Annotated in this window: 25 protein-coding genes; 22 read left to right on the top strand and 3 right to left on the bottom strand. The window is 43.6% G+C overall.

Annotated elements, in window-relative coordinates:
• Positions 1-33 precede the first annotated feature (33 nt).
• Positions 34-963 carry a DUF6427 family protein gene (locus HYN49_RS03660; RefSeq protein ID WP_108902856.1) on the top strand — a complete coding sequence of 310 codons (930 nt, stop codon included), beginning with the start codon at positions 34-36 and terminating at the stop codon, positions 961-963.
• Here HYN49_RS03660 and upp read toward each other — a convergent pair.
• Entirely contained in the window at positions 958-1,611 is a 654-nt protein-coding gene (gene upp, locus HYN49_RS03655; RefSeq protein WP_108902855.1) for a uracil phosphoribosyltransferase, read from the bottom strand. The genes HYN49_RS03660 and upp overlap by 6 nt on opposite strands.
• Positions 1,612-1,724: 113 nt before the next feature.
• On the opposite strand from upp, the gene HYN49_RS03650 reads away from it, so the two are divergent.
• The 3 genes from HYN49_RS03650 (at position 1,725) to HYN49_RS03640 (ending at position 4,256) form a co-directional block, all read left to right on the top strand.
• The gene (locus HYN49_RS03650; RefSeq protein ID WP_108902854.1) at positions 1,725-2,330 is read left to right on the top strand and encodes a DUF4254 domain-containing protein; all 606 of its coding nucleotides are present in this window, start codon (positions 1,725-1,727) and stop codon (positions 2,328-2,330) included.
• A gap of 100 nt (positions 2,331-2,430) precedes the next feature.
• Complete coding sequence (locus HYN49_RS03645) at positions 2,431-3,441, top strand: glycosyltransferase family 9 protein (protein WP_108904940.1); 1,011 nt, start codon at positions 2,431-2,433, stop codon at positions 3,439-3,441.
• 26 nt (positions 3,442-3,467) lie between these two features.
• Positions 3,468-4,256: a DUF3050 domain-containing protein gene (locus tag HYN49_RS03640; protein ID WP_108904939.1), complete on the top strand. Its 789-nt coding sequence runs from the start codon at positions 3,468-3,470 to the stop codon at positions 4,254-4,256.
• 39 nt (positions 4,257-4,295) lie between these two features.
• On the opposite strand, the gene HYN49_RS03635 is transcribed toward HYN49_RS03640, so the two are convergent.
• On the bottom strand, positions 4,296-5,348 hold the full coding sequence (locus tag HYN49_RS03635) for a ferredoxin--NADP reductase (RefSeq protein ID WP_108902853.1): 1,053 nt from the start codon (positions 5,346-5,348) through the stop codon (positions 4,296-4,298).
• A 126-nt stretch (positions 5,349-5,474) separates the two neighbouring features.
• Between HYN49_RS03635 and HYN49_RS03630 the strand changes: the two genes are divergently transcribed.
• The 15 genes from HYN49_RS03630 (at position 5,475) to atpG (ending at position 18,878) form a co-directional block, all read left to right on the top strand.
• On the top strand, positions 5,475-5,810 hold the full coding sequence (locus HYN49_RS03630; RefSeq protein WP_108902852.1) for a PadR family transcriptional regulator: 336 nt from the start codon (positions 5,475-5,477) through the stop codon (positions 5,808-5,810).
• Positions 5,810-6,439, top strand: coding sequence for a hypothetical protein (locus HYN49_RS03625; RefSeq protein ID WP_108902851.1), 630 nt, complete (start codon positions 5,810-5,812; stop codon positions 6,437-6,439). The genes HYN49_RS03630 and HYN49_RS03625 overlap by 1 nt, the downstream gene beginning before the upstream one ends.
• Entirely contained in the window at positions 6,436-7,068 is a 633-nt protein-coding gene (locus HYN49_RS15075; protein WP_146185045.1) for a hypothetical protein, read from the top strand. Before HYN49_RS03625 ends, HYN49_RS15075 begins: the two co-directional genes overlap by 4 nt.
• A gap of 114 nt (positions 7,069-7,182) precedes the next feature.
• Entirely contained in the window at positions 7,183-8,655 is a 1,473-nt protein-coding gene (locus HYN49_RS03615; protein ID WP_108902849.1) for a DUF5687 family protein, read from the top strand.
• A 12-nt stretch (positions 8,656-8,667) separates the two neighbouring features.
• Positions 8,668-9,363 (top strand): ABC transporter ATP-binding protein, encoded by a 696-nt coding sequence (locus HYN49_RS03610; RefSeq protein ID WP_108902848.1) that lies wholly within the window; start codon positions 8,668-8,670, stop codon positions 9,361-9,363.
• A gap of 273 nt (positions 9,364-9,636) precedes the next feature.
• The gene (gene porW, locus HYN49_RS03605) at positions 9,637-12,639 is read left to right on the top strand and encodes a type IX secretion system periplasmic lipoprotein PorW/SprE (RefSeq protein ID WP_245892244.1); all 3,003 of its coding nucleotides are present in this window, start codon (positions 9,637-9,639) and stop codon (positions 12,637-12,639) included.
• A gap of 2 nt (positions 12,640-12,641) precedes the next feature.
• A complete protein-coding gene (locus HYN49_RS03600; RefSeq protein ID WP_108902847.1) occupies positions 12,642-13,052 on the top strand; it encodes a bactofilin family protein in 411 nt (136 codons plus the stop codon).
• Complete coding sequence (locus HYN49_RS03595; RefSeq protein ID WP_108902846.1) at positions 13,015-13,248, top strand: AtpZ/AtpI family protein; 234 nt, start codon at positions 13,015-13,017, stop codon at positions 13,246-13,248. Before HYN49_RS03600 ends, HYN49_RS03595 begins: the two co-directional genes overlap by 38 nt.
• Complete coding sequence (locus HYN49_RS03590; protein ID WP_108902845.1) at positions 13,245-13,640, top strand: hypothetical protein; 396 nt, start codon at positions 13,245-13,247, stop codon at positions 13,638-13,640. The genes HYN49_RS03595 and HYN49_RS03590 overlap by 4 nt, the downstream gene beginning before the upstream one ends.
• 116 nt (positions 13,641-13,756) lie before the next feature.
• Positions 13,757-14,914, top strand: a complete 1,158-nt coding sequence (gene atpB, locus HYN49_RS03585) for a F0F1 ATP synthase subunit A (protein WP_108902844.1) — start codon at positions 13,757-13,759, stop codon at positions 14,912-14,914.
• 100 nt (positions 14,915-15,014) lie between these two features.
• The gene (gene atpE / locus HYN49_RS03580; RefSeq protein ID WP_181369001.1) at positions 15,015-15,215 is read left to right on the top strand and encodes an ATP synthase F0 subunit C; all 201 of its coding nucleotides are present in this window, start codon (positions 15,015-15,017) and stop codon (positions 15,213-15,215) included.
• A gap of 88 nt (positions 15,216-15,303) precedes the next feature.
• Complete coding sequence (locus HYN49_RS03575) at positions 15,304-15,804, top strand: F0F1 ATP synthase subunit B (RefSeq protein ID WP_108902842.1); 501 nt, start codon at positions 15,304-15,306, stop codon at positions 15,802-15,804.
• Positions 15,805-15,806: 2 nt separating this feature from the next.
• Positions 15,807-16,340: an ATP synthase F1 subunit delta gene (gene atpH, locus HYN49_RS03570; RefSeq protein ID WP_108902841.1), complete on the top strand. Its 534-nt coding sequence runs from the start codon at positions 15,807-15,809 to the stop codon at positions 16,338-16,340.
• A 16-nt stretch (positions 16,341-16,356) separates the two neighbouring features.
• A complete protein-coding gene (atpA, locus tag HYN49_RS03565) occupies positions 16,357-17,934 on the top strand; it encodes a F0F1 ATP synthase subunit alpha (RefSeq protein ID WP_108902840.1) in 1,578 nt (525 codons plus the stop codon).
• Between the two features lie 80 nt (positions 17,935-18,014).
• On the top strand, positions 18,015-18,878 hold the full coding sequence (gene atpG, locus HYN49_RS03560; protein ID WP_108902839.1) for an ATP synthase F1 subunit gamma: 864 nt from the start codon (positions 18,015-18,017) through the stop codon (positions 18,876-18,878).
• A 155-nt stretch (positions 18,879-19,033) separates the two neighbouring features.
• On the opposite strand, the gene HYN49_RS03555 is transcribed toward atpG, so the two are convergent.
• Positions 19,034-21,109 (bottom strand): prolyl oligopeptidase family serine peptidase, encoded by a 2,076-nt coding sequence (locus HYN49_RS03555; protein WP_108902838.1) that lies wholly within the window; start codon positions 21,107-21,109, stop codon positions 19,034-19,036.
• A gap of 120 nt (positions 21,110-21,229) precedes the next feature.
• Here HYN49_RS03555 and HYN49_RS03550 point away from each other — a divergent pair, with 120 nt between their 5' ends.
• From HYN49_RS03550 to HYN49_RS03540, 3 genes are all read left to right on the top strand, one after another.
• Positions 21,230-22,777 carry a lipopolysaccharide biosynthesis protein gene (locus tag HYN49_RS03550; RefSeq protein ID WP_108902837.1) on the top strand — a complete coding sequence of 516 codons (1,548 nt, stop codon included), beginning with the start codon at positions 21,230-21,232 and terminating at the stop codon, positions 22,775-22,777.
• Positions 22,755-23,189, top strand: a complete 435-nt coding sequence (gene dut, locus HYN49_RS03545) for a dUTP diphosphatase (protein WP_108902836.1) — start codon at positions 22,755-22,757, stop codon at positions 23,187-23,189. Before HYN49_RS03550 ends, dut begins: the two co-directional genes overlap by 23 nt.
• A gap of 92 nt (positions 23,190-23,281) precedes the next feature.
• Entirely contained in the window at positions 23,282-24,292 is a 1,011-nt protein-coding gene (locus HYN49_RS03540) for a sugar phosphate nucleotidyltransferase (protein ID WP_108902835.1), read from the top strand.
• Positions 24,293-24,296: the final 4 nt, after the last annotated feature.

Here is a 24,296-nt window from a genome sequence, read left to right as displayed (position 1 = left end):
ATATTTACAGCCACAAAAATATAAAATATCCGCATGATAACAACTATTTTTAGCAAATCGAGGCCATTTAATTATATTTTGGTCACAGGGCTGCTGATAATATGCTTCATAATGATCCAGTCAACCCACCTGACTGGCATTGATTTCGGTTTGGTGTTGGCTAAAAAAGCTGCTTTTCTGGGGATATTGATCAGCTCGCTGTTCATTACGAATTTTGTGACCAAAAGGAACGGCCTCAGCAAGGACAGTACTTACCCGTTCCTGTTTTTCTTCCTGTTCCTGATTTTGTTTCCGTCGGTATTGCTGGATTCAAAGATTGTCGTGTCTAATTTTTTCCTGCTTTTAGCCATGCGCAGGCTCGTATCGTTGCAATCGTTGATTACGCCAAAGGAAAAAATATTCGATGCCTCGCTGTGGATTTTCGTTGCGGCCTTGTTCCATTTTTGGGCGATATTGTTTATCCTACTGGTATTTATTTCCGTGTTTTTCCATGTGTCGCGCGATTACCGGAATTGGATATTACCGTACATCGCTTTTTTTGGGGTGAGTGTGACGTACCTTATGATTGCGATCATTTTTGACAGGAGCCTGATTGACGATGTAATCAATCAATCACAAATCGATTTGACCTTTTCGTATTTCACGAATAAGGCGGAGAACATCGCATTTTCGGTTTTCGCTGCTATCGCATTCCTGTTCTTTGGCGCGCAGTTGATCTCTTTGCCTTCAAAGCCGTTGATTTTACACGCTTCATACAAAAAAGTGCTTTTTGGTTTTGTGATAGCGGTGGTCGTTTTCATAATCTCTCCGGGCAAAGACAACAGCCTTTTGGTGTATACGTTCATGCCGTTGTCGATTATGGCGACAAGCTATATTGAAAACCTGAAAATGACTACAGTAAGGGAAGTTGCCATGCTGATTTTGGCCGCGACAAGCTTATTTTCGTTTTTCGCCCAGTTATAATTTACTGCCGTAAGCCAGATCGCCGGCATCGCCCAATCCTGGGACAATGTAGTTTTTCCCGTTGAGTTTTTCATCCAGAGTGGCGACCCATAAATGACAGTTGTCAGGCAACTGGTCCTTTAAGTAAGCCACGCCTTCAGGAGCGGCAATCACGACGGCAATATGGATTTCCTTTGGGTTGCCTTTTTCCAGGAGCGTATTGAAAACCGCCACCATCGAATGTCCTGTAGCAAGCATCGGATCGATGAGCAATAACGTTTTATCTTCGATATTCGGGACGGCCTGGTATTCCACCTTGATGGTAAAATCATCGCCGTTATTGTGGTGGTGACGATAGGCTGAAACAAATCCGTTTTCCGCCGCATCAAAATAATTTAAAAATCCCAAATGCAATGGCAAACCCGCGCGCAGGATCGAACACAACACCAGTTCATTTGCGATTTCAGTCGTTTTCTTAATCCCTAAAGGCGTTGTGATCTCCACATTTTTATACACCAGGTCCTTACTGAGCTCATATGCCATGATTTCCCCGATACGCTCAATATTCCTGCGGAAACGCATACTGTCTTTCTGCACATGTATGTTTCGAATCTGGCCCAGGAAATGATTCAGGACGCTGTTGGCTTCGGATATGTAGTGGATTTGCATAAGTGGTGCAGGGTTTAGGGTACAGGGTTCGGACTTTCGGACTTTCGGACTTTCGGACTTTTTTTCAAAACGTAAAAGTATAAAAAGTATCTTTGCCTTTTAAAATCAAAAATATGTTTTCAAAACTAGCCTATTCCGTTTTCGAGCAAAGTATCAGGGACTACCACCAGTTTGACAGCGTGGACCAGCCGATAAACAATCCGTACCCGAAAGATAAATTCGAACATTTGTTGTACATGAAAAACTGGATCGATACCGTGCAATGGCATTTTGAAGACATCATCCGTGATCCGCAAATTGATCCCGTTGCAGCTTTAACATTGAAAAGAAGGATTGACGCGTCAAATCAGGAGCGTACGGACATGGTAGAATACATCGACAGTTATTTTTTACAGAAATACAGCGGTGTCAAGGTAAAAGAAACCGCAAAAATCAATTCTGAAAGCCCGGCCTGGGCGTTTGACAGGTTGTCCATCCTGGCATTGAAGATCTACCACATGCAGGAAGAAGCCACCCGCGGGGAAGCCACGCAGGAACACCGCGACAAATGTCAGGAAAAACTCAATGTTTTGCTGGAGCAGCGCACAGATTTATCAACAGCCATCGATGATTTACTGAAAGATATCGAAAACGGCGACAAGTTCATGAAAGTGTACAAACAAATGAAGATGTACAACGACGACGATTTGAATCCAGTGTTGTACCAGAATAAAAAATAGGTACATGGCGCAGGGTACAAGGCACAAGAAACCAGTATACCCAAGCCCAAGCCCTGACCCTGACCCTTTAACCTTGAAACCCATCAAACATATCGCCGTAATGAGGCTCTCCGCAATGGGTGACGTCGCGATGACGGTACCTGTGCTTCGCGCGTTTTCTCAACAATATCCCGAAGTAAGTATTACGGTCATTTCGCGGCCATTCTTCAGGCCTTTTTTTGACGGCATCCCCAATCTTTCATTTTTCGAGTTTGATGACAAGCAACGGCACAAAGATTTTTTCGGATTGCTGCGGTTATTCGGGGATTTGAAAAAATTGAATATCGACGCTTTTGCCGACTTACATAACGTTTTGCGCTCTAAAATTATCCGAACCCTTTTTGCTTTAAGCGGCAAAAAAACGGCATTTGTCGATAAAGCCCGCGCCGCAAAAAAAGCATTAATCCGACCTGAAAATAAAATCTTCGAGCCGTTGCCAACGATGTTCGAACGCCATGCGGAAGTGTTCCGTCAATTGGGTTTTCCGGTAAATTTATCAAACCCGAAATTCCCCCAAAAACCGGAATTCACTTCAGAATTGCTTTCAGTAACCGGAAAAAAAGAAGGAAAATGGATCGGTATTGCGCCTTATGCACAATATGATTCAAAAGTCTACCCTGCAGATTTGATGCAACAGGTTATTGACCAACTTTCTGAAAACCACAATCACAAACTTTTTCTTTTTGGCGGAAAGGATGAAGTAAATAAACTGGAAGCGTTTGCCCAAAACAGGAAGAACATCATTGTCGTTGCCGGAAAAATCAATTTCAAACAGGAACTGCAGCTCATCAGCCACCTCGATATCATGCTTTCCATGGATTCCGGGAATGCACATATTGCAGCGATGCTCGGCGTGGAAGTCATTACACTCTGGGGCGCCACGCACCCCTATGCAGGATTTTTGCCTTTCAACCAAAAAATGGAAAACGCCCTGACCGCCGACCGCAATCAATTCCCGAAAATCCCGACATCAGTATATGGAAATAAAAAAGTGGAAGGGTATGAGGATGCCATGCGGACGATTGCGCCTTCGGTTATAGTGAGCAGTATTCAGTCGCAGTTGGCAGTTTGAGCCGTATGAAAGACAACAGTGAAAATATGAGAAAAGAGATAGAACAGATACAGGACAGTATCACGCAATTGCGACAGGAAATCATCAGCCATCCAGTGTATGCCGCTATTAAGGATATAGAAGACCTGAAAATTTTCATGCAATACCACGTGTATGCGGTTTGGGATTTTATGTCTTTACTTAAGGCATTGCAGAATAATTTAACCTGTACGAGTGTGCCTTGGTTTCCCAAAGGCGATGCTGAAACGCGTTACCTGATCAATGAGATTGTCGCAGGGGAGGAATCTGATGTTGATCCGGAAGGTGTACGGAAAAGCCATTTCGAATTGTATCTTGATGCTATGCAGCAGTGCGGAGCTGACACCTCAGAAATTGGAAAATTTATAAGTGTGCTGAAGGATTCTGGTGATTTGGAAGTAGCATTTGCGGCCTCGGGAACGCCAGAAGAAGCGCGTGATTTTGTGAATTATACTTTTGAGGTTATCGAAAGCGACAAGGATTATCTCCAATCAGCGGTTTTTACCTTCGGGCGTGAAGACCTGATTCCGGGTATGTTTATTTCAATCGTAAATGACATCCACCAACATTTTCCTAACAGCATTTCCATCTTTAAGTATTATCTCGAAAGGCATATTGAAGTTGATGGTGACCATCACAGCCACCTTGCCATCCAGATGACATCAAACCTTTGTGGTACGGAAAGTCAGTTTTGGAAAGAAGCAGAACAGGCTACAATCGAATCCCTGAAAAAACGAAAGTTGCTTTGGGATGGAGCTTTAAGTCAAATCGCTGAAAGAAATGTCGTTGGGCGGTAGCTGGCAACTGCATACTGAAAACTGCGACTGCTAACTTTCCTAAACGTCGTCGTAATTCACGTAAATTTCTGCAGAAGTAGGATGTGCCTGGCATGTCAGGATCAATCCGTCGGCAATTTCACTGTCGGTAAGTATGGCGTTTTTCTTCATTTCTGCCGTTCCCGAAGTGATTCTGGCGAGACAGCTACTGCAGATGCCGCCCTGGCAGGAATATGGCGCATCCAAACCTTGTTTTAAAGCCGCGTCAAGCAGCGTCTGCTTTTTCGACATTTCAAAAGTCGTTTCCTCGTCGTCGACAAGCACGGTGATTTTCGTATGGCCTTCGAGCGGATGGTCGATATTGTCTTTGGTAAGTGTCGTGGAAAAAAGCTCGAATTTAATGTCCTTTTCAGGGATGTTGTGTTCTTTCAGGACATTCGAAACCGTGTTGATCATTTCCTCGGGGCCGCAAAGGTAGAATTTATCGAAAGCGACATTTTTATATTTGTTGTTCAGGATGAAATTCACCGTGGATTTTTCAATCCGGCCGAACAATTCATTTTCCACTTTTGCCTGGCTGTACACATAATGCACCATGAGGCGCCCTACATATTGTAATTGCAGGTCGTGCAGTTCCTGATGGAAGATCGTTTCGGCAGGTGTCTTATTTCCGTAAACCAGCACAAAGGTACTGTCAGGCTCGCTGAGCAGCACCGATTTAAGGATGCTCATCACCGGCGTGATCCCGCTTCCTGCGGCAAAGGCTGCATAATTTTTCCTTTTCCCGGCTTGTGGCTCAAAGGTAAATTTTCCTTCCGGAGTGCCCACTTCAAGGATGTCGCCGGCTTTTAATGTCTTGTTTGCAAACGGGGAGAAAGTCCCGTTTTTTACAGATTTTACGGCGATACGCAATTCGCCGCTGTCGGGTGAAGAGCATAAGGAATAGGCGCGGCGGATTTCATTTCCGTCAAGCGTCAGCTTCAGGTTGATGTATTGCCCGGCGGTAAATTTATAGTTTGGCTTTAATTCATCAGCGATATTGAAAAGTACGGAAACCGCATTTTCAGTTTCCCTTTTTACTTCTTTAATCTGTAATTTATAAAATGAGGACATGTAAAGTTCTTTTTTTGCAAAGATACTAAACGATAAAGCGTCGTGAAAGTTACTTTTGAAATTTATAATACATAATTTGTTTATGTATAAAAATCTTATGTATATTAGCCTCGTAATTTTACCACTATGAAAAACTCCCAATTATATAAAGGAAGCCTCACCACCATCATCATGAAACTGCTGCAGGAAAATGGCAGGATGTATGGTTATGAGATTACCCAAAAGGTGAAAGCGATCACCACCGGCGAACTCAATATTACCGAAGGCGCGCTTTATCCGGCATTACATAAGCTCGAAGCCGATGGATTGCTTGAAGTCGAATTCGAGAAAGTAGGCAACCGCCCGCGCAAGTATTACCGGCTGACATCAAAAGGCACTGCCGAAACGCAAAACCTGCTTTCGGAACTCGAGTCTTTTATAAGGAACATGCAGACATTAGTAAAACCAAACCTTGAATTCTGATGGCGCTCACACCTGAAAACATTGAATTTATCGACAAATACCTGAGGAATTCAGACGTGATTTATGCAGACATACGCTCTGAAATGACCGACCACATCGCAACAGCAATCGAGGCGGAAATGACCGAAACCGGCGGGGAGTTCCTTATCTTATTCAAAGATTACATGGTACAGCATAAGAAAGAGCTGATGAAAATGAACAGGCGCAACGGGACTTCGTCGATGGTGGTCGCAAGGCACTATTTCGACTTTTTGAAAAAACCCTGGATGATTGTTTTTGCCTTGCTGAATTTCTTTCTACTGACGGTAACTTTCCGTTCGCAAACCGAGGCTTTTAGCATGGATGGCAGTTTTTATATCTTTCCGCTCATTTGGATGGCCATTGTCCTTTCTCCCCAACTGCTGGTGTATGCCGTTACCAAAAAGCGGTTTTATTATATTGAAAGAAGCGGGTTTCTGATGGCAAGCTTATACCAGGCTTCGTATTTCCTGACGCTATTCTCTGAAGACTTCAGCGCGGTAGGCATTGCCATAAGCAGCTATATCAGTATCGGATATATATTTTACACCCTGTACAACCTCAGGCAGTTTTACACCAACAAAATTTACCTTACAGCTATAGTAAAATGACACTCAACGACCAGCAAATACAGCATCTTTACGATTTCACCAAACAACATTACGTGGAATATTACGACGTACAGTCGGAACTCGTAGACCACCTCGCCAACGCTATTGAAGCGGTGATGGCTGAAAATCCAACACTAACCTTCGATCACGCGCTGCAGGCCGAGTTCAGGAAGTTCGGCATTTTCGGGTTTATGGATGTCATCGAAAGCAGGCAGGCCGCTTTGACGAAAAAATACCATAAAATGGTGTGGAAGCACTTCGTCACGTTTTTCAAACTCCCTAAAATCGCCTTGTCGGCAATGGCGGTAGTGCTGTTGTTTTATGTACTGAAACTAATCCTTTGGCGAGAAATCACTTCGCAACGTTGCTTTTGGGCATTACCCTTATTTTGTACATCAAAATTATTGCAGCCGCAATCCGGAACCGGAACAAGGCAAAACCTGAAAAAAAATGGCTTTTTGAAGATATCATCAACCGTTACGGGAGCATTTCGGCGTTTCTTTTTTTTCCGCTGCAGGCCGTTAGCAGGATGTACGACAGTACGGTTTTTCAAAGCAATACGGCACTGTGGATCGCTGCGTCATCGCTCGTCGTCTATTCCCTGCTGGTGTATGTGGTCGTGGTTTTAATTCCGCTAAAGGCAAAACACTACCTTACGGAAATGTATCCCGAATATTCCGTCGCAAAAGTGTAACATTTTCTTATTTTAGCAACTCACTCCCAATAACCAAAACCAAAACTACATGATTGGAAAATTTCTTTACCTCGAATGGAAGTCGTTCATAAGGTCGGCTTCCTTCGCGACGAACCTTGCGCTGAAGATCTTCATGGGATTTATGGCGATTTACATGATTTCGATATTTCTTTTAGCGGGTATCGGAGGATTTTATGCCGTGCGCGATGAAATGAAGCTTGATCCGCTGACGCTCCTCAATAAAATGATTGTCTATTATTTTATTTTTGACTTGATTATCAGGCTGCTGCTGCAGAAAATCCCCGTGATGAACATACGTCCGATGCTGATATTGCCCATAAAAAGGCCGATAATCGTCAATTTTTCTATCGGCAAAACGATGCTGTCTTTTTTTAACCTGATCCACGCTTTCCTTTTTGTGCCGTTTACTATTGTGCTTTTAAGGGAAGGTTATGATGTAAGCGGCGTGCTGCTGTGGCATTTGTCCATCTTGTGCCTTTTATATTGCAACAACTTCCTGAACATCCTGCTGAATAACAAGGACAACCTTTTTGCGATTTTCCTTGTGGTTGTTGCGGCTTTAGGCGCTTCGCAATATTATGATTTGTTTGATATCACGGCCTATACGGCAGTATTTTTTGATGGGTTGTACACTTCAGGCTGGATGTTTGCGTTGCCATTGGCCGCCGTGGCGGCGTTATATATCATCACACACAAATACCTGATGAAAAACCTGTACCTCGATGCCGGACTTGCCGCAAAACATGCTGTGGCGAAAACGGAGCAGTTTGACTGGCTTAACCAATTCGGGACCATAGGGACATTTATGAAAAATGACATCAGGCTGATCAAGCGCAACAAACGCTCCAAGACTACGGTCATGATGAGTGTATTGTTCCTGTTTTACGGACTGTTGTTTTTCTCCGGAGGGATTGAAACGTATGACAATCCGGTGATGCACATGTTTGCCGGGATCTTTGTAACGGGTGGGTTCCTGTTCACTTTCGGGCAGTTCGTGCCGAGCTGGGACAGTTCCTATTATCCGTTAATGATGACACAGAACATCCCCTATAAAGGATACCTGCAGGCGAAATGGTGGCTGATCGTAATCGCAACCTGTGTTTCCACCTTGCTGGCCTCGTTTTACCTGTATTTCGGATGGCACATTTACATGATGATTGTGGTGGGCGCTATTTTCAACATTGGGTTCAATTCGCACCTGGTGCTGCTCGGCGGGGCATTTACAAAAACACCTATAGACCTGTCAAGCACCAAAGGTGCTTTTGGGGACAAGAAAGCGTTTAATGTAAAAACGATGCTCATTTCGATGCCGAAATTATTACTGCCGATACTGCTTTATTTCCTTGGATCCGCGATTTACAGCCCGGATTTAGGACTTGTTTTTGTGGCCGCAATGGGCATTTTGGGCCTCGTTTTCAGGAATAAGGTGTTTTCCATGATTGAAAAAATATACAAAACCGAAAAATACGCCACTTTAGACGCATACAAACAAAAAAATTAAACCACACAAACCATGATACAAGTTACCAATCTTTCAAAATCATACAACGGGCAACGTGTCCTTAAAATAGAAAATCTTGTCATTAACCAGGGTGAAAGTTTCGGCCTGGTGGGAAACAATGGCGCCGGAAAAACGACCTTTTTCAGTTTATTGCTCGATTTGATCGAGCCTTCTACAGGCCATATCACGACAAAAGGCATCCAGATCAATACCAATGAAAAATGGAAAACGTTTACGGCATCGTTCCTTGACGAAAGTTTCCTGATCGGTTACCTGACACCGGAGGAATATTTTTATTTCATCGGGGAATTGCGCGGGCAGAACAAAGCCGATGTCGATGCATTACTGGCAAAACACGATGAATTCTTCAACGGTGAAATCCTGAAAAGCAAGAAATACATCAGGGATTTCTCAAAAGGAAACCAAAAGAAAGTAGGCATCATCGCTACACTGATCGGCAATCCCGATGTGATCGTGCTCGACGAGCCTTTTGCAAACCTGGACCCGACGACGCAATTCCGACTCAAGAAAATCATCAAGGAACTGGCCGATGACCCAAGGGTAACCATCCTGGTTTCAAGCCATGACCTGATGCACACCGTTGAGGTTTCGGACAGGATTGTGGTATTGAATAAAGGCGAAGTTGTGAAAGACATTGTTACTTCGGAAGAAACCCTGAAAGAACTTGAGGCATTCTTTGCAATATAGATGACAGCCCTCAATTTGAGGGCTTTTTTCATTTTTAGGAAGATTTGCGCCAGGGATGGAAGCGGCATCCTTTTTTAATCCCGCAGGGTTAAAAAAGATATAGCGGACAGCCCGTTCCCGTTATTGCGACGCAGGAAGCAATAACGGGAGGTGCCCAAAACCCAAACAAACTAAAAACCACCCAAATTTTTCCTCATATCAAAAAGAAACGTATTTTTACCGGTTGTATACTAAAAATAGCTTTTGGAAGTTATGCCTAAAAACGTTTTGAAATTGAAGAATAACGACTTACGATATATATTTTCCCTGCTTTTTGTGGTGTTACTGTTTGCCTGTTCGACCAAAAAAGACAAATGGGTAAACCGGAAATGGCAGGCGCTCAATACTGAATACAATGTGCTTTACAACGGGAACATCGCCCTGGATAAAGGGATTGAAGATGTGAAACTCACCTATACAGACAATTTCTGGGAAATCCTGCCGGTAGAGCGCATGCAGGTCAGCGCCGAGAATATACTTCCGGGACAAAACCGCAACGCGAACTTCGCAAGGGCAGAAGAAAAAGCCACCAAAGCCATCCAGAAACGTTCCATGAATATTGACGGCAAGGAGAAAAACCCGCAGATGGACGAAGCGCACCTGCTTTTAGGGAAAGCGCGTTATTATGACCAGCGTTATGTACCGGCCCTCGAGGCATTCAATTACATACTTTACAAATATCCGGAAAGCGACAAGATTTATGAGGCCAAAATTTGGCGAGAGCGCACCAATATGCGTATGGACAATGATGCGCTGGCCGTGAAAAACCTCAAGAAACTGCTGATTGACATCAAGCTTAAAACCAAACTCAAGCAACAGGTTTATGCTGACGTGAATGCCACACTGGCACAGGCTTTCCTGAATATGGAAGAGCGTGACAGCGCAAGGGCAAGGCTGAAAGATGCACGGGAACTCACCAAATCCAAAGAAGAAAAAGCAAGGTATACTTTTATCCTCGGCCAATTGTATGATGAGGCGGGAGAAAAGGATAGCGCTTACGCAGCATTCCAGACGATCATCGACATGAAGCGCAATTCTCCGCGGCGTTATATTATCCAGGCGCATGCAAGGCAGGCAGCTCAGTTTGATTTTGCAAAAGGCGATACGATAGCGTTCCTGAAAAAGTATAAAAAACTGATGGACGACAGGGAAAACAGGCCGTTCCTCGATGTACTGAACCATCAGATGGCTTTGTTTTATGACAAGAAAACGAATAGGAAACAAGCTGTTAAATACTACAATAAATCACTGCGCACCAAATCCCAGGACCAATACCTGATGGCTTCCAATTACAGGAACCTGGCCAAGATTTATTTTGATAATGCAAAGTACCAGCAGGCAGGACAGTACTACGACAGTACCCTGACCAGGCTTATGCCGAAAACACGGGAATACCGCTACATTAAAAACAAGCGCGAAAACCTCGCCGATGTCATCAAGTATGAAGGCATTGCACAGCACCATGACAGTATCCTCAATGTGGTATCATTATCTCCAGCAGACAGAAAAAGTTTTTACGAAGATTATATCGTCAGGCTGAAAAAATCAGATGCTGAAAAAGCCGCTGCCGAAAAAGCCGCACAGGAAAAAGCGGAGCGCCTGGCCAGGAATGCCAGCAGCAATGACGATGTGATTGATCCTGTGAACAGCAAAAGATCACCGGGATTGCCATCAGCTCCGGGATCTGGCGTACAGGGAAAAACAAATGACAAACTGAATGAAAAAACGCTTGCAAATAAGGGCGGCAGCGATATTACGAAAACTACAGCCGGAAAGAACGATGCATTCTACTTTTACAACCCTTCAACAGTAGCTTACGGGAAACTGGAGTTTAAGAAAAAATGGGGCAGCCGCGGATTAAAAGACAATTGGCGCATTTCCTCATCAAAAGAGTCTGACAGCGATAAGAAAAATGATGCTTCGAACAGCAAGGACAGCCTTTCAGGAGATGCTAAAAAGGATAAAATCGATGAAAGGTATACGGCCGATTTTTATCTCAAACAACTTCCGGAAGACAAGAAACTGCTGGACAGCCTGGCGAAGGAGCGCAATTTTGCCTATTACCAGCTCGGTATAATTTATAAGGAAAAATTCAAGGAATATCAATTGGCAGCGTCAAAACTGGAGCAACTTTTGTTGAATAAGCCTGAAGAAAGGCTGGTTTTGCCATCAATGTACCATCTTTTCAAGATTTATGAAATCATTGACAAACCAAAGGCAGAAGCGATGAAAAACAAAATCATCAGCCAATACCCGGAATCAAGGTATGCGCAAATCCTGAAGAATGGCACTACAGATCCAAACAGCGCCGCACTTTCTCCTGAACTAGCGTACAAGAACCTTTATAAAATGTATGATGACGGCCAGTTTATACAAACGCTTGAAGGCCTGGAAAAAGCTACTGAACAATTCACCGGTGAAGAGATCGTACCCAAAATGGAATTGCTTAAGGCGGCTGTCATCGGGAAACTCAAAGGATTGGCTGAATATAGAAAAGCGCTTAACTATGTCGCCTTGAATTATCCGAATGTAGAAGAAGGCAAACAGGCCGAGGCGATGATTGCGAAGGATATTCCGGCATTGGAACAATTGCAGTTTGATGCAGCGGAACCACTGAGCTGGAAAATTATTTATAAGGTCAGTAATGTGGAAACGCCTGCAACCAAAGCTGTGGAAGATAAACTGAAAAAATTCGCGTCAGAGCGAACCACAGAAAAACTGACATTGTCACAGGACGTTTACACGATGACTGAAAACTTTATCGTAATCCACGGCATCGGGACGGAACAAAAAGCCAATGATATAGCCACAATCCTCAGGGATTACAAGGATTATAACATCCCATTAAAGGCGATTGTGATTTCAAATGAAAATTACAAGATTGTCCAGATCAAGAAAAACCTTGAAGAATACCTGAAACCGGGCCCAAGAGCACAAGGCCCTACCCCGATTTCTCAGGACAAGAATAAACCAGCTGAAAAAGCGGGACAATCACAGGCGAATCCTCCGACATCACAAAAAGGAGTGCCACCAGCACCAGGCAGCATGCCACCATCAGGCGATGATGCACAAAAAAAGCAACAATTGCTCGAGCAGCAAATCCGCGAAGCTGAACAAAAACGCAGGGATTTAGATGAGAAAACGAAAAAACAGGAGCCACCGCAACCTGTAGACGTGAACTCTGATGATCCGGAAGATTCACCAAACCCACCGGCTCCGCCTGTAAAAGGGAAATAATCATGTTTGAGAAAAGCCCAAAATCATATACAGATCTTTTAGGTAAGACCAACAGGATTGTGGAAGGGACTACCATCACAGGCGATATTCTTTCGCAAGCCGATTTCAGGTTGGATGGCGAATTGCATGGGAATTTTACTTCAAAAGGAAAAATCGTAATCGGTCCGGCCGGTGTCATTAAAGGCGATATCATCTGCAAAAATGCCGATATTGAAGGGATTTTTGACGGCAAGATACAGGTCTCGGAAATCCTGAATGTAAAATCAAAAGCGAGCATACATGGTGAAGTGATTTGCGGCAAGCTTTCGGTGGAACCGGGCGCCGACTTCAGTGCGTCCTGCCTTATGAAACCCAATATCAAAAACCAGCCGCCGAATGACACCAGACAATACCCCGAAGAGAAAGCCCAATAAATGGCTGGCACTGATTAATATTCCCATACAAATGGGGATTATCGTTTTCGCTTTTGCCTGGGCCGGAAAATGGCTCGATGGCAAATACCACAACGAAAATGGACTTTGGGTTAAGGTGCTTACGATTGCCGGAGTTGGAATTGCCTTTTACAATATCAACAGGCAACTGAAAGACATTAACAAGTCGGATCAATGAAAATAAAAGATTTTTCCGCGGTTTTATGGGCATTCATGATTTCAGCAATGGCATTTTTGATACATAAAGGCTTGTTTTACCTGTTATTCCCCCAAGCCGAAACCGCATTTGCTTTTCCACTCCTTACCATTTATGGTTTTTTCACTGCCTGCTGCGTAGCGATCACCTTAACCTCTGTTTTCATTAAAGGTTCCAGCGTACACAGCGTCGGGCAGTTTTTTATGTTACTCACTTTTGTTGAAATGGCTTTGTGCTTCGGGCTTTTCTACAGTGGCTTAAGCAGTTCCGGAACTTCAGTCTCTTTCGAGAAAGGAAATTTCATTATCGTATTTTTATTCTTTTTGGCAATAGAAACAATCCTGACGATACGTTTATTAAACAAAAATCAATAAAACGTTTCCAAATCGGTTATTTCAACAAAAAAATATTTTTCATATGCTTTTGCGTGTAAATAAAAAATGTACCTTTGCACCAAATTTCAGAAGTACAATTAAGATAATTATCAGGTATGATGTTTTCGAATAAATTACACCAATTCATAATCACCGTTCTTGTTGCCGCACTTCCGTTTTTTGGTTTTGCAAACACAGTTGCCGATTCTACACAAACCCACGGTGAAGCTGTTCAACACGAAGCGGTTGCCGGCGAAACTTCACATGAAGGCCACGAGCCAACTGATTTAAAATCAAAGATTGACGCTTACAAAAACCACCACGTTTTAGATTCTCACGAGTTTACCCTTTTTTCTGATGAAAAAGAAGGCAAGCATTATGGTTTCTCATTGCCTATTATCCTTTGGGACAATGGCCTGCATATATTTTCCTCTTCAAAATTCGAGCACGGCCATGCTGTTGCCGAATCAAACGGCAATTACTACAGGTTAGGGCACAACGAGAAAATATATAAGGTAGAAAGTGCTGATGCTGAATTGTCAGGAGATGAGCACCACCCGACAAACGAGCAGGTGAAACTGGACTTTTCCATTACGAAAAATGTGCTTTCCATGTTTGTCGTTGCCATCCTGATGTTTTTTATTTTTGCAGGACTTGGCAAATCATTTGCTAAGAACGGGGGTATTTCTTCGGGTTTCGGAAGGATTTTCGAACCAATTGTATTGTACGTTCGTGATGAAATCGCTATCCCAAACATTGGTGAAAAGCACTATAAAAGATATATGAGCTACCTGCTTACGATCTTTTTCTTCGTATGGTTCCTGAATATTTTCGGGTTGACACCACTGGGGATCAACGTTACAGGAAACATCGCCATCACTGCCGGTCTGGCTGTCATCACTTTCCTGATTACAAACCTTACTGCCAACAGGAATTACTGGGGACACATCTTCTGGATGCCGGGCGTGCCGCTTCCAATGAAAATCATTTTGGCACCGATTGAATTGCTTGGGGTATTGATCAAGCCATTCTCATTAATGATCCGTTTGTATGCGAACATTATTGCAGGCCACATCGTATTGATGAGTCTGATCGCACTGATTTTCATTTTCAAAAGCTGGGTTGGCGGAACGTTGTCATTCCTGCTTTCCTTCGCGATTTCAACCATTGAGATATTGGTTGCCTTATTGCAGGCGTATATTTTCACGATGTTATCCGCTTTATATTTCGGGTCGGCTGTTGAAGAACACCACCACGAAGAAGCACACCATTAATTATGAATTAAGAATCATGAATTAAGAATCCGAAGGGCGTAATTCATAAGTTACAATTCATAATTTATAAACAGAATGTTTAATTTTTAATACATATATTATGGAAATTCCTAGAATCGTTGGAGCAGGTTTAGTAGTTATCGGAGCTGGTATCGGTATCGGTAAGATCGGTGGATCAGCTATGGATGCTATCGCGCGTCAACCAGAAGCTACAGGAAAAATTCAAACAGCGATGCTTATTGCAGCGGCGCTTATTGAAGGTATCGGTTTTGCTGCATTGTTCGCAGTTGCTGAAAACTAGTAGAAAACATCAGGCTGTAACGGTTGGTTGCAGCCTTGTTTTAAAAATGACATTGATAATAAAAAGATAATTTACTTATATAAATATTATGGGAAAGTTAGTAGATGATTTTTCGTTTGGTTTGTTCTTCTGGCAGATGCTGATCTTCGTCGGATTGATATTTCTTTTAAGGGCTTTTGCCTGGAAACCAATCCTGAACGCTGTTAATGAAAGAGAAGAAGGTATCAGGAACGCATTGCTTTCTGCAGAAAATGCAAGGAAAGAAATGCAGAACCTTCAGGCAGACAACGAAAGGACTTTGCAACAGGCACGTGCTGAGCGCGATGCGATGATCAAAGAAGCCCGTGAAATGAAAGATAAAATGATTGCGGATTCTAAAAACGAAGCGCAGGCAGCCGGATTAAAAATGATCGAGCAGGCCAAAGCCGCTATCGAAAGCGAGAAAAACGCTGCTATGGCCGAATTGAAAGCCAAAGTATCTTCATTATCCCTTGAAATCGCAGAAAAATTATTACAGGACGAATTATCCAACAAAGAAGCGCAAACCAAACTGGTTGAGAAAATGTTGGGTGACGCTAAACTGAACTAATCATGGCAGGAAGCAGAGCAGCAATCCGTTACGCGAAAGCGATCCTTGACCTGGCGCACTCAAAAGGTGTGGCTAATGAGGTGAACAATGATATGGATACCATTGCAGCAACCATTACCGGTAATGCAGAACTGACCACTTTCATCGGTAACCCAACCACGAAAGTTGAAAATAAGGAAAAAGCGGTTTCTGAGATTTTTGCTGATGTAAACGGCGTAACCAAAAATCTTTTCAGGTTGTTACTTGAAAACAAGCGGTTTGAAATCTTAAGCGCCATCGCTTCTGAATACGGACGGCTTTTTGACGAAATGAACGGCATGGAGAAAGCTACGGTAACCACTGCTTTCCCGATGACTCCGGAGTTGGAAGCCAAAGTATTGTCAAAAGTATTAACGCTTTCAAATAAGAAAGTGGTATTGGAAAATATAGTGGATCCTGCCATCATCGGTGGATTTATACTAAGGATGGGCGATCAGCAATATAATGCTTCCATTGCCAACAAATTACAGGTATTAAAAAGAGAATTAAGTAACTAGTTATTTTTATATAATTATGGCGGAAATTAAACCTGCTGAAATTTCAGCAATATTAAAGAAACAAGTTGAGAATTTTGAGTCAGGAGCCACACTTGAAGAAGTGGGATCTGTACTTCAGGTTGGAGATGGTATTGCCCGTGTTTACGGCTTATCGAATGTACAATACGGTGAGCTTGTATCGTTTGACAGCGGTATGGAAGGCATCGTACTGAACCTTGAAGAAGACAACGTAGGTGTGGTATTATTAGGCCCATCAACCGGAATCAAAGAAGGTTCTACTGTAAAAAGGACTCAACGTATCGCTTCTTTGAAAGTGGGTGAGCAAATCGTTGGCCGTGTAGTAAATACGCTGGGCCAGCCAATCGATGGCAAAGGCCCAATCGGTGGTGAACTTTACGACATGCCATTAGAAAGGAAAGCACCGGGAGTTATCTTCCGTCAGCCGGTAACAGAGCCGCTTCAGACAGGTGTAAAAGCTGTTGATGCCATGATTCCTGTGGGACGTGGACAAAGGGAGCTTGTAATCGGTGACCGTCAGACTGGTAAATCTACAGTTTGTATTGATACCATTTTGAACCAAAAAGAATTTTACGATGCAGGCCAGCCTGTATTCTGTATATATGTTGCGATCGGGCAAAAAGCTTCGACTGTAGCCAGTATTGCAAAAACATTAGAAGAAAAGGGCGCAATGGCTTATACTATTATCGTTGCAGCGAACGCTTCTGATCCTGCGCCAATGCAGGTTTACGCGCCACTTGCGGGTGCTGCCATCGGTGAGTATTTCCGTGACACCGGTCGTCCTGCATTAATCGTTTATGATGATTTGTCAAAACAGGCGGTGGCTTACCGTGAGGTTTCCCTTCTTTTAAGAAGGCCACCGGGCCGTGAGGCTTACCCTGGAGACGTTTTCTACCTGCACAGCCGTTTATTGGAAAGAGCTTGTAAAGTAATCAACAACGATGAAATCGCAAAAGCGATGAACGATCTTCCGGACAACCTGAAACCAATCGTAAAAGGTGGTGGATCTTTAACGGCTTTGCCAATCATCGAAACACAGGCGGGTGACGTTTCTGCATACATCCCAACCAACGTAATCTCGATTACCGACGGGCAGATTTTCCTTGACGGAGATTTGTTTAACTCAGGGGTTCGTCCTGCCATCAACGTGGGTATTTCTGTATCACGTGTTGGAGGTAACGCACAGATCAAGTCGATGAAGAAAGTATCGGGAACATTAAAGCTGGATCAGGCACAATTCCGTGAACTGGAAGCGTTTGCTAAATTCGGTTCTGACCTTGATGCTGTTACGTTGAACGTAATCGAAAAGGGAAAAAGAAACGTAGAGATCCTGAAACAAGGATTGAACGATCCTTATAAAGTAGAAGACCAGGTGGCGATTATCTACGCAGGTTCTAAAAACCTGTTGAGGAACGTTCCTGTGAACAAAGTGAAAGAATTCGAAAAAGATTTCCTTGAATACCTTAATGCACAGCACAAAGACACGCTGAACGCATTAAAGGCTGGAAAACTGGACGATTCGATTACTGATGTTATTGAAAAAGTAGCGAAAGAAGTTTCAGCAAAATATAACTAAATAGGTGCAAGGTACAGGGTGCAAGGTACAGGGATTCCTGAGTCTTGAACCCTGAACCCTGAACCCTGAATCCATAAAAAATGGCAAACTTAAAGGAAATCCGTAACAGAATTACCTCCGTTTCATCAACGATGCAAATCACATCAGCGATGAAAATGGTTTCTGCGGCCAAGCTGAAGAAGGCACAGGATGCAATCACAGCCATGCGCCCTTATGCCGAAAAACTGACGGAACTGCTTCAAAACCTTTCTGCAACACTTGATGGTGATGCAGGTGGAGAGTTTACTACACAACGCATCGTGAAACGCGTGCTGGTGGTGGCAATCACTTCAAACAGGGGATTGAGCGGTGCCTTCAACTCCAATGTCGTAAAAGAAACCAAGCGTCTGCTTGAAAACGAATACGCCGGAAAACAGGTTGATTTTGTTACCATCGGTAAGAAAGGTAATGACGTTATCCGTAAAACCAATACCGTATTGTCAAACCACAACCACATTTTCGATGATCTTACTTTCGAGCGTGTATCAGAGGTAGCCGACGAATTGGTAAAGCTCTTTACAGACGGTAAATACGATAAAATCGTTTTGGTGTACAATCAATTCAAGAATGCGGCAACGCAGATCATCCAAACCGAGCAATTCCTGCCATTGGCTCCTGTAGTTTCAGGATCGGTGAATTCAAATGTGGATTACATCTTCGAACCTTCAAAAGAGGAAATCGTATTGACATTAATCCCGAAAATGCTGAAAACACAATTGTACAAAGCAGTTCGTGATTCATTCGCTTCTGAGCACGGTGCCCGTATGACTGCCATGCACAAAGCAACTGATAACGCAACCGAGTTGAGAAACCAGTTGAAACTGACCTACAACAAAGCACGCCAGGCCGCTATTACAAACGAAATCCTCGAGATCGTTGGTGGTGCGGAAGCATTGAAAGGATAATTCATTTTATCAGATATACAAAAGCCGGTCATTTGATCGGCTTTTTTGTTTTGGGCGTTGCCTGCGGCCCGCGCTTTCCGCTGCAATCTTTTGGAACGCCTTGCTGCGCCGGCCTTCCAAAAGGATTTCCGCTGTAATCGCTAACGCAACAGACCCTACATTAAAATATAAAGCAAAAACCCAAAGAAATCCGCCTGAGCTTCCTTTCGGTCCTGATAACTCGCTATCTTCCCGGAATGTCCCGAATCATGCTGTGTCCGCAGGTAAATTGGATTCTTCTGCGCAGCCCGGTTCTGCATTTTCGCGGCAAATTTATATGACTGTAACGGCGGCACACGGTCATCATTTTCAGAAGTAACAATCAGCATTGTCGGATAATTTACCTCTTCCTTAATATTCTGGTATGGCGAATACGCCAGCATCCGTTTATAATCTTCTTTGTCATTCGGGTTGCCGTATTCCTCGAGGTGGAATCTCCCAGATGTATAATCGTCAATACTCAACACATCCAGTCGCCCGGAATACGGCACGGCAACCTTAAATAAGTCTGGTCTTTCCACAACAGCGCCACCCACAAGCAAACCGCCGTGGGAACCGCCCGTAATCGCGAGTTTCTGCGGCGAAGTATATTTCTCAATGATCAGGAATTCCGCTGCATCAACAAAATCATGAATCGAATTGGGCTTGTTTTCATCCTTTCCCTCGCGGTGCCATCCCAAACCTTTCTCGCCGCCGCCACGCACTTCAGCAAAGGCATACACGCCGCCTTTTTCGAGGAAATACAATATCCCGGTATCATAATCCGGTTCGGAGATGTTCCCGAATCCCCCGTAAGCGGACAGTAAAGTGGGATTATTTCCATCCAGTTTCAAAGTCTTTTTATAAATGATGGTAATCGGCACGTCTACGTTATCGCGGCTCTTGTACGTAATATTTTTGGTAATGAAATAATCCAGCGGGAACAACAAAACCTTCGGCCTGATGTAATCATTATAATAATATCCGGCGTCGCCGGTTTCAATATTCAACCTGAAATTCTGGAACGAAATCGTATTGGAATAAAATGTCACGAACAGCTCTTTGGTTTCCTTTACATAAAAACGCATGTCGAAATCCATGCCCGCCGGCGCATCGAATTTTCGTACGAACTGCCCGGCCTTGGTATAAACAACGATGTAATTCTTCCCGACAGTTTTGTATTTGCAGAAAAGGTATTCGTCTGAAATGGTTGTCGATACCAACAGGTTTTGGTACAGCTGCGGCACCACTTGTTTGTCATCTTCAGGATGCCTCAGATCAAACGACCGGATGTCGCCCCAATCGAATTTCCCTGACGAATAATAGATACGCCCATCGCTGTAACCGAAAAAATCGAATCCATCCACCTCATTCTCATAAAACTTTACAAGGTCAAATTCCTCATCATCAAGAAAGCAATAATAGTAAATGGCAGCACTTTTCGGACTGGATTCGGTTACAAAAAGATAATTGTCCTTGGTATGAAAGCTGATCTTTCCATCATTTTTGCTCGTGTCCAAAACCAGTTTATCAATGCTTTGGTCCGTCCCGATTTTATGATAAAACAACTGATATGTCGAATCGCGCGCAAACGTACTTTTGTTCATATTCTTTTTGTAAAAAATGCCTTTGTCACCATTCCAGCTGATGCCTGAAAACTTCACATCGGTAATCAAATCTTCCATTTTTGCCGATCCTGAAAATGGGCAAAACCGTATTTCCTTCCGGTCCCCACCATTCTGGCTCAACATGTAAGCCATGTAAACCGAATTGGCAGACGGCATATAATCATCCAAAACAACATTCTTATTCTTTGTCAATTTATACGGATCCACGAGTTCAATCGACTGGTCTTTCAGGTTCTTACGGTAATGCAGCGCTGCCGGATAATTCTTGTCGGTGCGGTAACGCGAATAGAAATACGCCCCTTTCCGGGCAGGCAACGAGTTTGACGACAGGAAATCATACTCCTTTATTTTGGAGATTGGGTCATATGATTTCCTTGCCAGTTTTATCGCTTCATCGGTGACATGGTTGTTGGCTTCAACCCAAGCCTTGGTTTCCGGGGAATTCATCTGCTGCAGCCAGGTGTAGTCATCTGTAAATGAAAGTCCGTGGCGGGTTACAACGGTTGGTGTTTTTTTCGTCTCAGGCGATTGGGAAAAGCCATATGAAAACATGGTAAGGAAGCTAAGCAGCAGGAATTTTCTCATGATAAATGATTTCAGCGTAAAAATAGTCCTTTAAGGGTAACTTACGGAAACAAAATAGGCCTACACGCGCAACAAACCGTAAAGATTAATTATTTTTGAACCACAAATAACCGGATATCCTTGAGTTTATATAAAAACCTTTTCAAGCAGACCGCCATTTATGGCCTGGCCACGGTATTGCCGAGGATTTTCAGTTTCCTGCTGGTGCCGCTGTATGTGAAGCTGCTCAACAAAGCGGATTATGGCTCGGTAAATGTCATTTACGCCTACATTATTTTCTTTAATGTGATTTTGGCTTATGGCATGGAAACCTCGTTTTTCCGTTTTTATAATAAGGAAACCGATAAGGATAATGTCATCAGGACATCTACCATTTCACTGTTCTGGTCGTCTGTCGTTTTTCTGGGTGCCGCGCTTTTATTCCGGAATGCATTGGCACACCTGATAGGATTTGATGTCCGGTTTATAACTTATACCATCTGGATCATTGTTCTTGATGCCTTGGCGGTGGTGCCTTTTTCGAAATTACGTGCGCACGGCCGGCCGTTGCTTTATGCCTCAGTAAAGATTGGGAATGTGGGGGTGAACCTGCTGCTCAACGTGTTCTTCCTGATTTACCTGCCGAAAATAGCAAAAACCTGGCCGGATTCTTTGCTCAGCGGTTTTTATTTCAGGGATTTTCAGGCGGGGTATATTTTCGTGTCGAATATCATTGCAAGCGGACTGACGTTGCTCATCCTTTCGCCCAATTATTTCAACATCAAATGGCAGTTCGATTTCAATCTGTGGAAACGCATGATGCGCTATGGCCTGCCCATCCTTGTGGCCGGGATCGCGTTTGCCATTAACGACCAATTCGATAAGATCCTGCTCGAAAAATTGCTTCCTGCTGATATTGCCAAAGCAGAAGTGGGTGTCTATGCGGCCTGTTATAAACTCGGATTGTTTATGGTGTTGTACCGGACCGCTTATACACTGGGTATTGAACCGTTTTTCTTCAGCCATGCCGACAAGGAAAATGCGAGCCAGACGTATGCGACGGTGACAAAATATTTCGTGATTTTCGGGTCGTTCATATTGTTGTTCGTGATCGTTTTTGCAGATGTTTTCAAAAAAGTCATGATCCCAAACCCGCAATACTGGGAAGCCATGAAAGTCGTCCCACTGATTATCCTTGCGAATTTCTTCCTTGGCATTTACACCAATCTTTCTGTTTGGTACAAACTGATCGACAAAACTTACATCGGTGCTTATATTTCGGTGATCGGTGCCATCATTACCTTGGCGCTTAATTTTATCCTGATCCCGTTTTTTGAAAACAATGGCTATGATGGCTACATGGGCTCGGCCATCGCCACGATCGCTGCCTATGGAAGCATGATGCTGATCTCTTACATCTGGGGCAACCGCCACTATCCGATTCCTTATGATGGTAAAAAAATTGGCGGTTACCTGGGGCTTTCGATCCTATTTTCCGGAATGTCATTTTATTATTTCCGGGAAAATTATTTTATAGGGTCGGCCTTTTTGCTGATTTTCCTTTATTTCATATATTACAACGAAAAAGCCACGCTCAACGCCATCATCAAAAGAAAGGCAACAGCGCCGGTTGCAAAAGATATCATACCAAATACCCAAAATCCAGATGAAGATCCAGATCGTCAATAAATCACAGCATCCGTTACCAAATTATGAAACCATTGCTTCGGCAGGAATGGACCTCAGGGCAAACCTGGACCAATCCGTTGTTTTGAAACCATTGGGAAGGGCTATCATAAAAACAGGGCTTTTTATTGAATTGCCGATCGGTCATGAAGCGCAGGTACGGCCCCGCAGCGGATTGGCTGCAAAAAAAGGGATTACGGTACTGAATTCACCCGGAACTGTTGATGCAGATTATCGTGGGGAAATCGGGGTGATTTTAGTAAATTTATCCAATGAGGACTTTACCGTGGAAAACGGCGAACGCATTGCACAGCTCGTCATTGCAAAACATGAACGCGCGGAGTGGCTTGAGGTTGATGTATTAAGCGAAACTTCGAGAGGTGAAGGTGGTTTTGGAAGTACAGGCGTGAAATAATGAATACTTAAACAATTAATAATTGACAACTGAAAGCGCCCGTTCAAACGGAATTTTAAATCTTTCAATTCTTCAATCTTTCAATATAAAATATGAAAATAATAGTACCCATGGCCGGTCGCGGCTCCAGATTACGCCCGCATACATTAACAGTGCCGAAACCATTGATTCCTATAGCCGGAAAACCGATCGTACACCGTCTGGTAGAAGACATCGCCGGCGTAATACACCAGAAAATCGATGAAATCGCATTCATCATCCATGAAGATTTCGGGTCTCATGTAGAAAAAGACCTGGTCGCGATTGCGGAAAAGCTTGGCGCGAAAGGGACGATATATTATCAGAATGAGGCTTTGGGAACCGCGCATGCGATCATGTGTGCCAAAGAGTCGATGCAGGGACCGATTGTCGTGGCTTATGCCGATACGCTTTTCCGTGCCGATTTCACCCTCGATACTACCGCCGATAGTGTAATCTGGGTAAAGCAGGTGGAAGATCCGAGCGCCTTCGGAGTAGTACAGCTCAATGATAATAACCAGATTGTGAATTTCGTTGAAAAACCTCAGACTTTTGTTTCAGACCTGGCTATTATCGGGATTTATTACTTTAAAAGCGGAGAAACTTTACGCGATGAGTTACAATATTTACTCGATAATAATGTTGTAAAGGGTGGCGAATACCAATTGACCGACGGACTGGAGAACATGAAAGTGAAAGGCCTAAAATTCGTTCCCGGTAAAGTGGATGAGTGGATGGACTGCGGCAACAAAAACGTTACTGTCGAAACCAATTCGCGGATGCTTGCCTTTTTAAATGCAGATGGCGAAGATCTTGTCGATGCCCATGTGAAGGCGGAAAACTCGAAAATCATCCCGCCATGTTATATCGGCCCGGATGTCATATTAATCAATGCGACTGTCGGCCCGAATGTTTCGCTGGGCCGTGGCTGCCACATCATCAACAGTACGGTGAAGAACAGCCTGATCCAGACACATTCCAAAATACGCAATGCCGATCTTGACAATGCAATGGTAGGAAGCCACGCAACATTTGACGGAAAATTTACCAGTATCAGCATCGGCGATTACTCGGTTTTAGAATAAGATA

The sequence above is a fragment of the Flavobacterium pallidum genome (genome assembly GCF_003097535.1).
GTDB classification, from domain to species: Bacteria; Bacteroidota; Bacteroidia; order Flavobacteriales; family Flavobacteriaceae; genus Flavobacterium; species Flavobacterium pallidum.
The sequence above is the reverse complement of the archived record's forward strand: the minus strand, read 5'-3'. Positions and strand labels throughout refer to the sequence as shown.

Bases quoted from the DNA above. Each gene is read 5' to 3' on its own strand.
- HYN49_RS03625 (WP_108902851.1), top strand. From the start codon at position 5,810: ATGGCGCTCACACCTGAAAACATTGAATTTATCGACAAATACCTGAGG.
- HYN49_RS03575 (WP_108902842.1), top strand. From the start codon at position 15,304: ATGGGAAAGTTAGTAGATGATTTTTCGTTTGGTTTGTTCTTCTGGCAG.
- HYN49_RS03650 (WP_108902854.1), top strand. From the start codon at position 1,725: ATGTTTTCAAAACTAGCCTATTCCGTTTTCGAGCAAAGTATCAGGGAC.
- HYN49_RS03640 (WP_108904939.1), top strand. From the start codon at position 3,468: ATGAGAAAAGAGATAGAACAGATACAGGACAGTATCACGCAATTGCGA.
- HYN49_RS03600 (WP_108902847.1), top strand. From the start codon at position 12,642: ATGTTTGAGAAAAGCCCAAAATCATATACAGATCTTTTAGGTAAGACC.
- HYN49_RS03540 (WP_108902835.1), top strand. From the start codon at position 23,282: ATGAAAATAATAGTACCCATGGCCGGTCGCGGCTCCAGATTACGCCCG.
- dut (WP_108902836.1), top strand. From the start codon at position 22,755: ATGAAGATCCAGATCGTCAATAAATCACAGCATCCGTTACCAAATTAT.
- HYN49_RS15075 (WP_146185045.1), top strand. From the start codon at position 6,436: ATGACACTCAACGACCAGCAAATACAGCATCTTTACGATTTCACCAAA.
- atpB (WP_108902844.1), top strand. From the start codon at position 13,757: ATGATGTTTTCGAATAAATTACACCAATTCATAATCACCGTTCTTGTT.
- atpG (WP_108902839.1), top strand. From the start codon at position 18,015: ATGGCAAACTTAAAGGAAATCCGTAACAGAATTACCTCCGTTTCATCA.
- HYN49_RS03595 (WP_108902846.1), top strand. From the start codon at position 13,015: ATGACACCAGACAATACCCCGAAGAGAAAGCCCAATAAATGGCTGGCA.
- HYN49_RS03610 (WP_108902848.1), top strand. From the start codon at position 8,668: ATGATACAAGTTACCAATCTTTCAAAATCATACAACGGGCAACGTGTC.
- HYN49_RS03615 (WP_108902849.1), top strand. From the start codon at position 7,183: ATGATTGGAAAATTTCTTTACCTCGAATGGAAGTCGTTCATAAGGTCG.
- HYN49_RS03630 (WP_108902852.1), top strand. From the start codon at position 5,475: ATGAAAAACTCCCAATTATATAAAGGAAGCCTCACCACCATCATCATG.
- atpA (WP_108902840.1), top strand. From the start codon at position 16,357: ATGGCGGAAATTAAACCTGCTGAAATTTCAGCAATATTAAAGAAACAA.
- HYN49_RS03555 (WP_108902838.1), bottom strand. From the start codon at position 21,109: ATGAGAAAATTCCTGCTGCTTAGCTTCCTTACCATGTTTTCATATGGC.
- HYN49_RS03590 (WP_108902845.1), top strand. From the start codon at position 13,245: ATGAAAATAAAAGATTTTTCCGCGGTTTTATGGGCATTCATGATTTCA.
- atpE (WP_181369001.1), top strand. From the start codon at position 15,015: ATGGAAATTCCTAGAATCGTTGGAGCAGGTTTAGTAGTTATCGGAGCT.
- HYN49_RS03660 (WP_108902856.1), top strand. From the start codon at position 34: ATGATAACAACTATTTTTAGCAAATCGAGGCCATTTAATTATATTTTG.
- HYN49_RS03635 (WP_108902853.1), bottom strand. From the start codon at position 5,348: ATGTCCTCATTTTATAAATTACAGATTAAAGAAGTAAAAAGGGAAACT.
- upp (WP_108902855.1), bottom strand. From the start codon at position 1,611: ATGCAAATCCACTACATATCCGAAGCCAACAGCGTCCTGAATCATTTC.
- atpH (WP_108902841.1), top strand. From the start codon at position 15,807: ATGGCAGGAAGCAGAGCAGCAATCCGTTACGCGAAAGCGATCCTTGAC.
- HYN49_RS03645 (WP_108904940.1), top strand. From the start codon at position 2,431: ATGAGGCTCTCCGCAATGGGTGACGTCGCGATGACGGTACCTGTGCTT.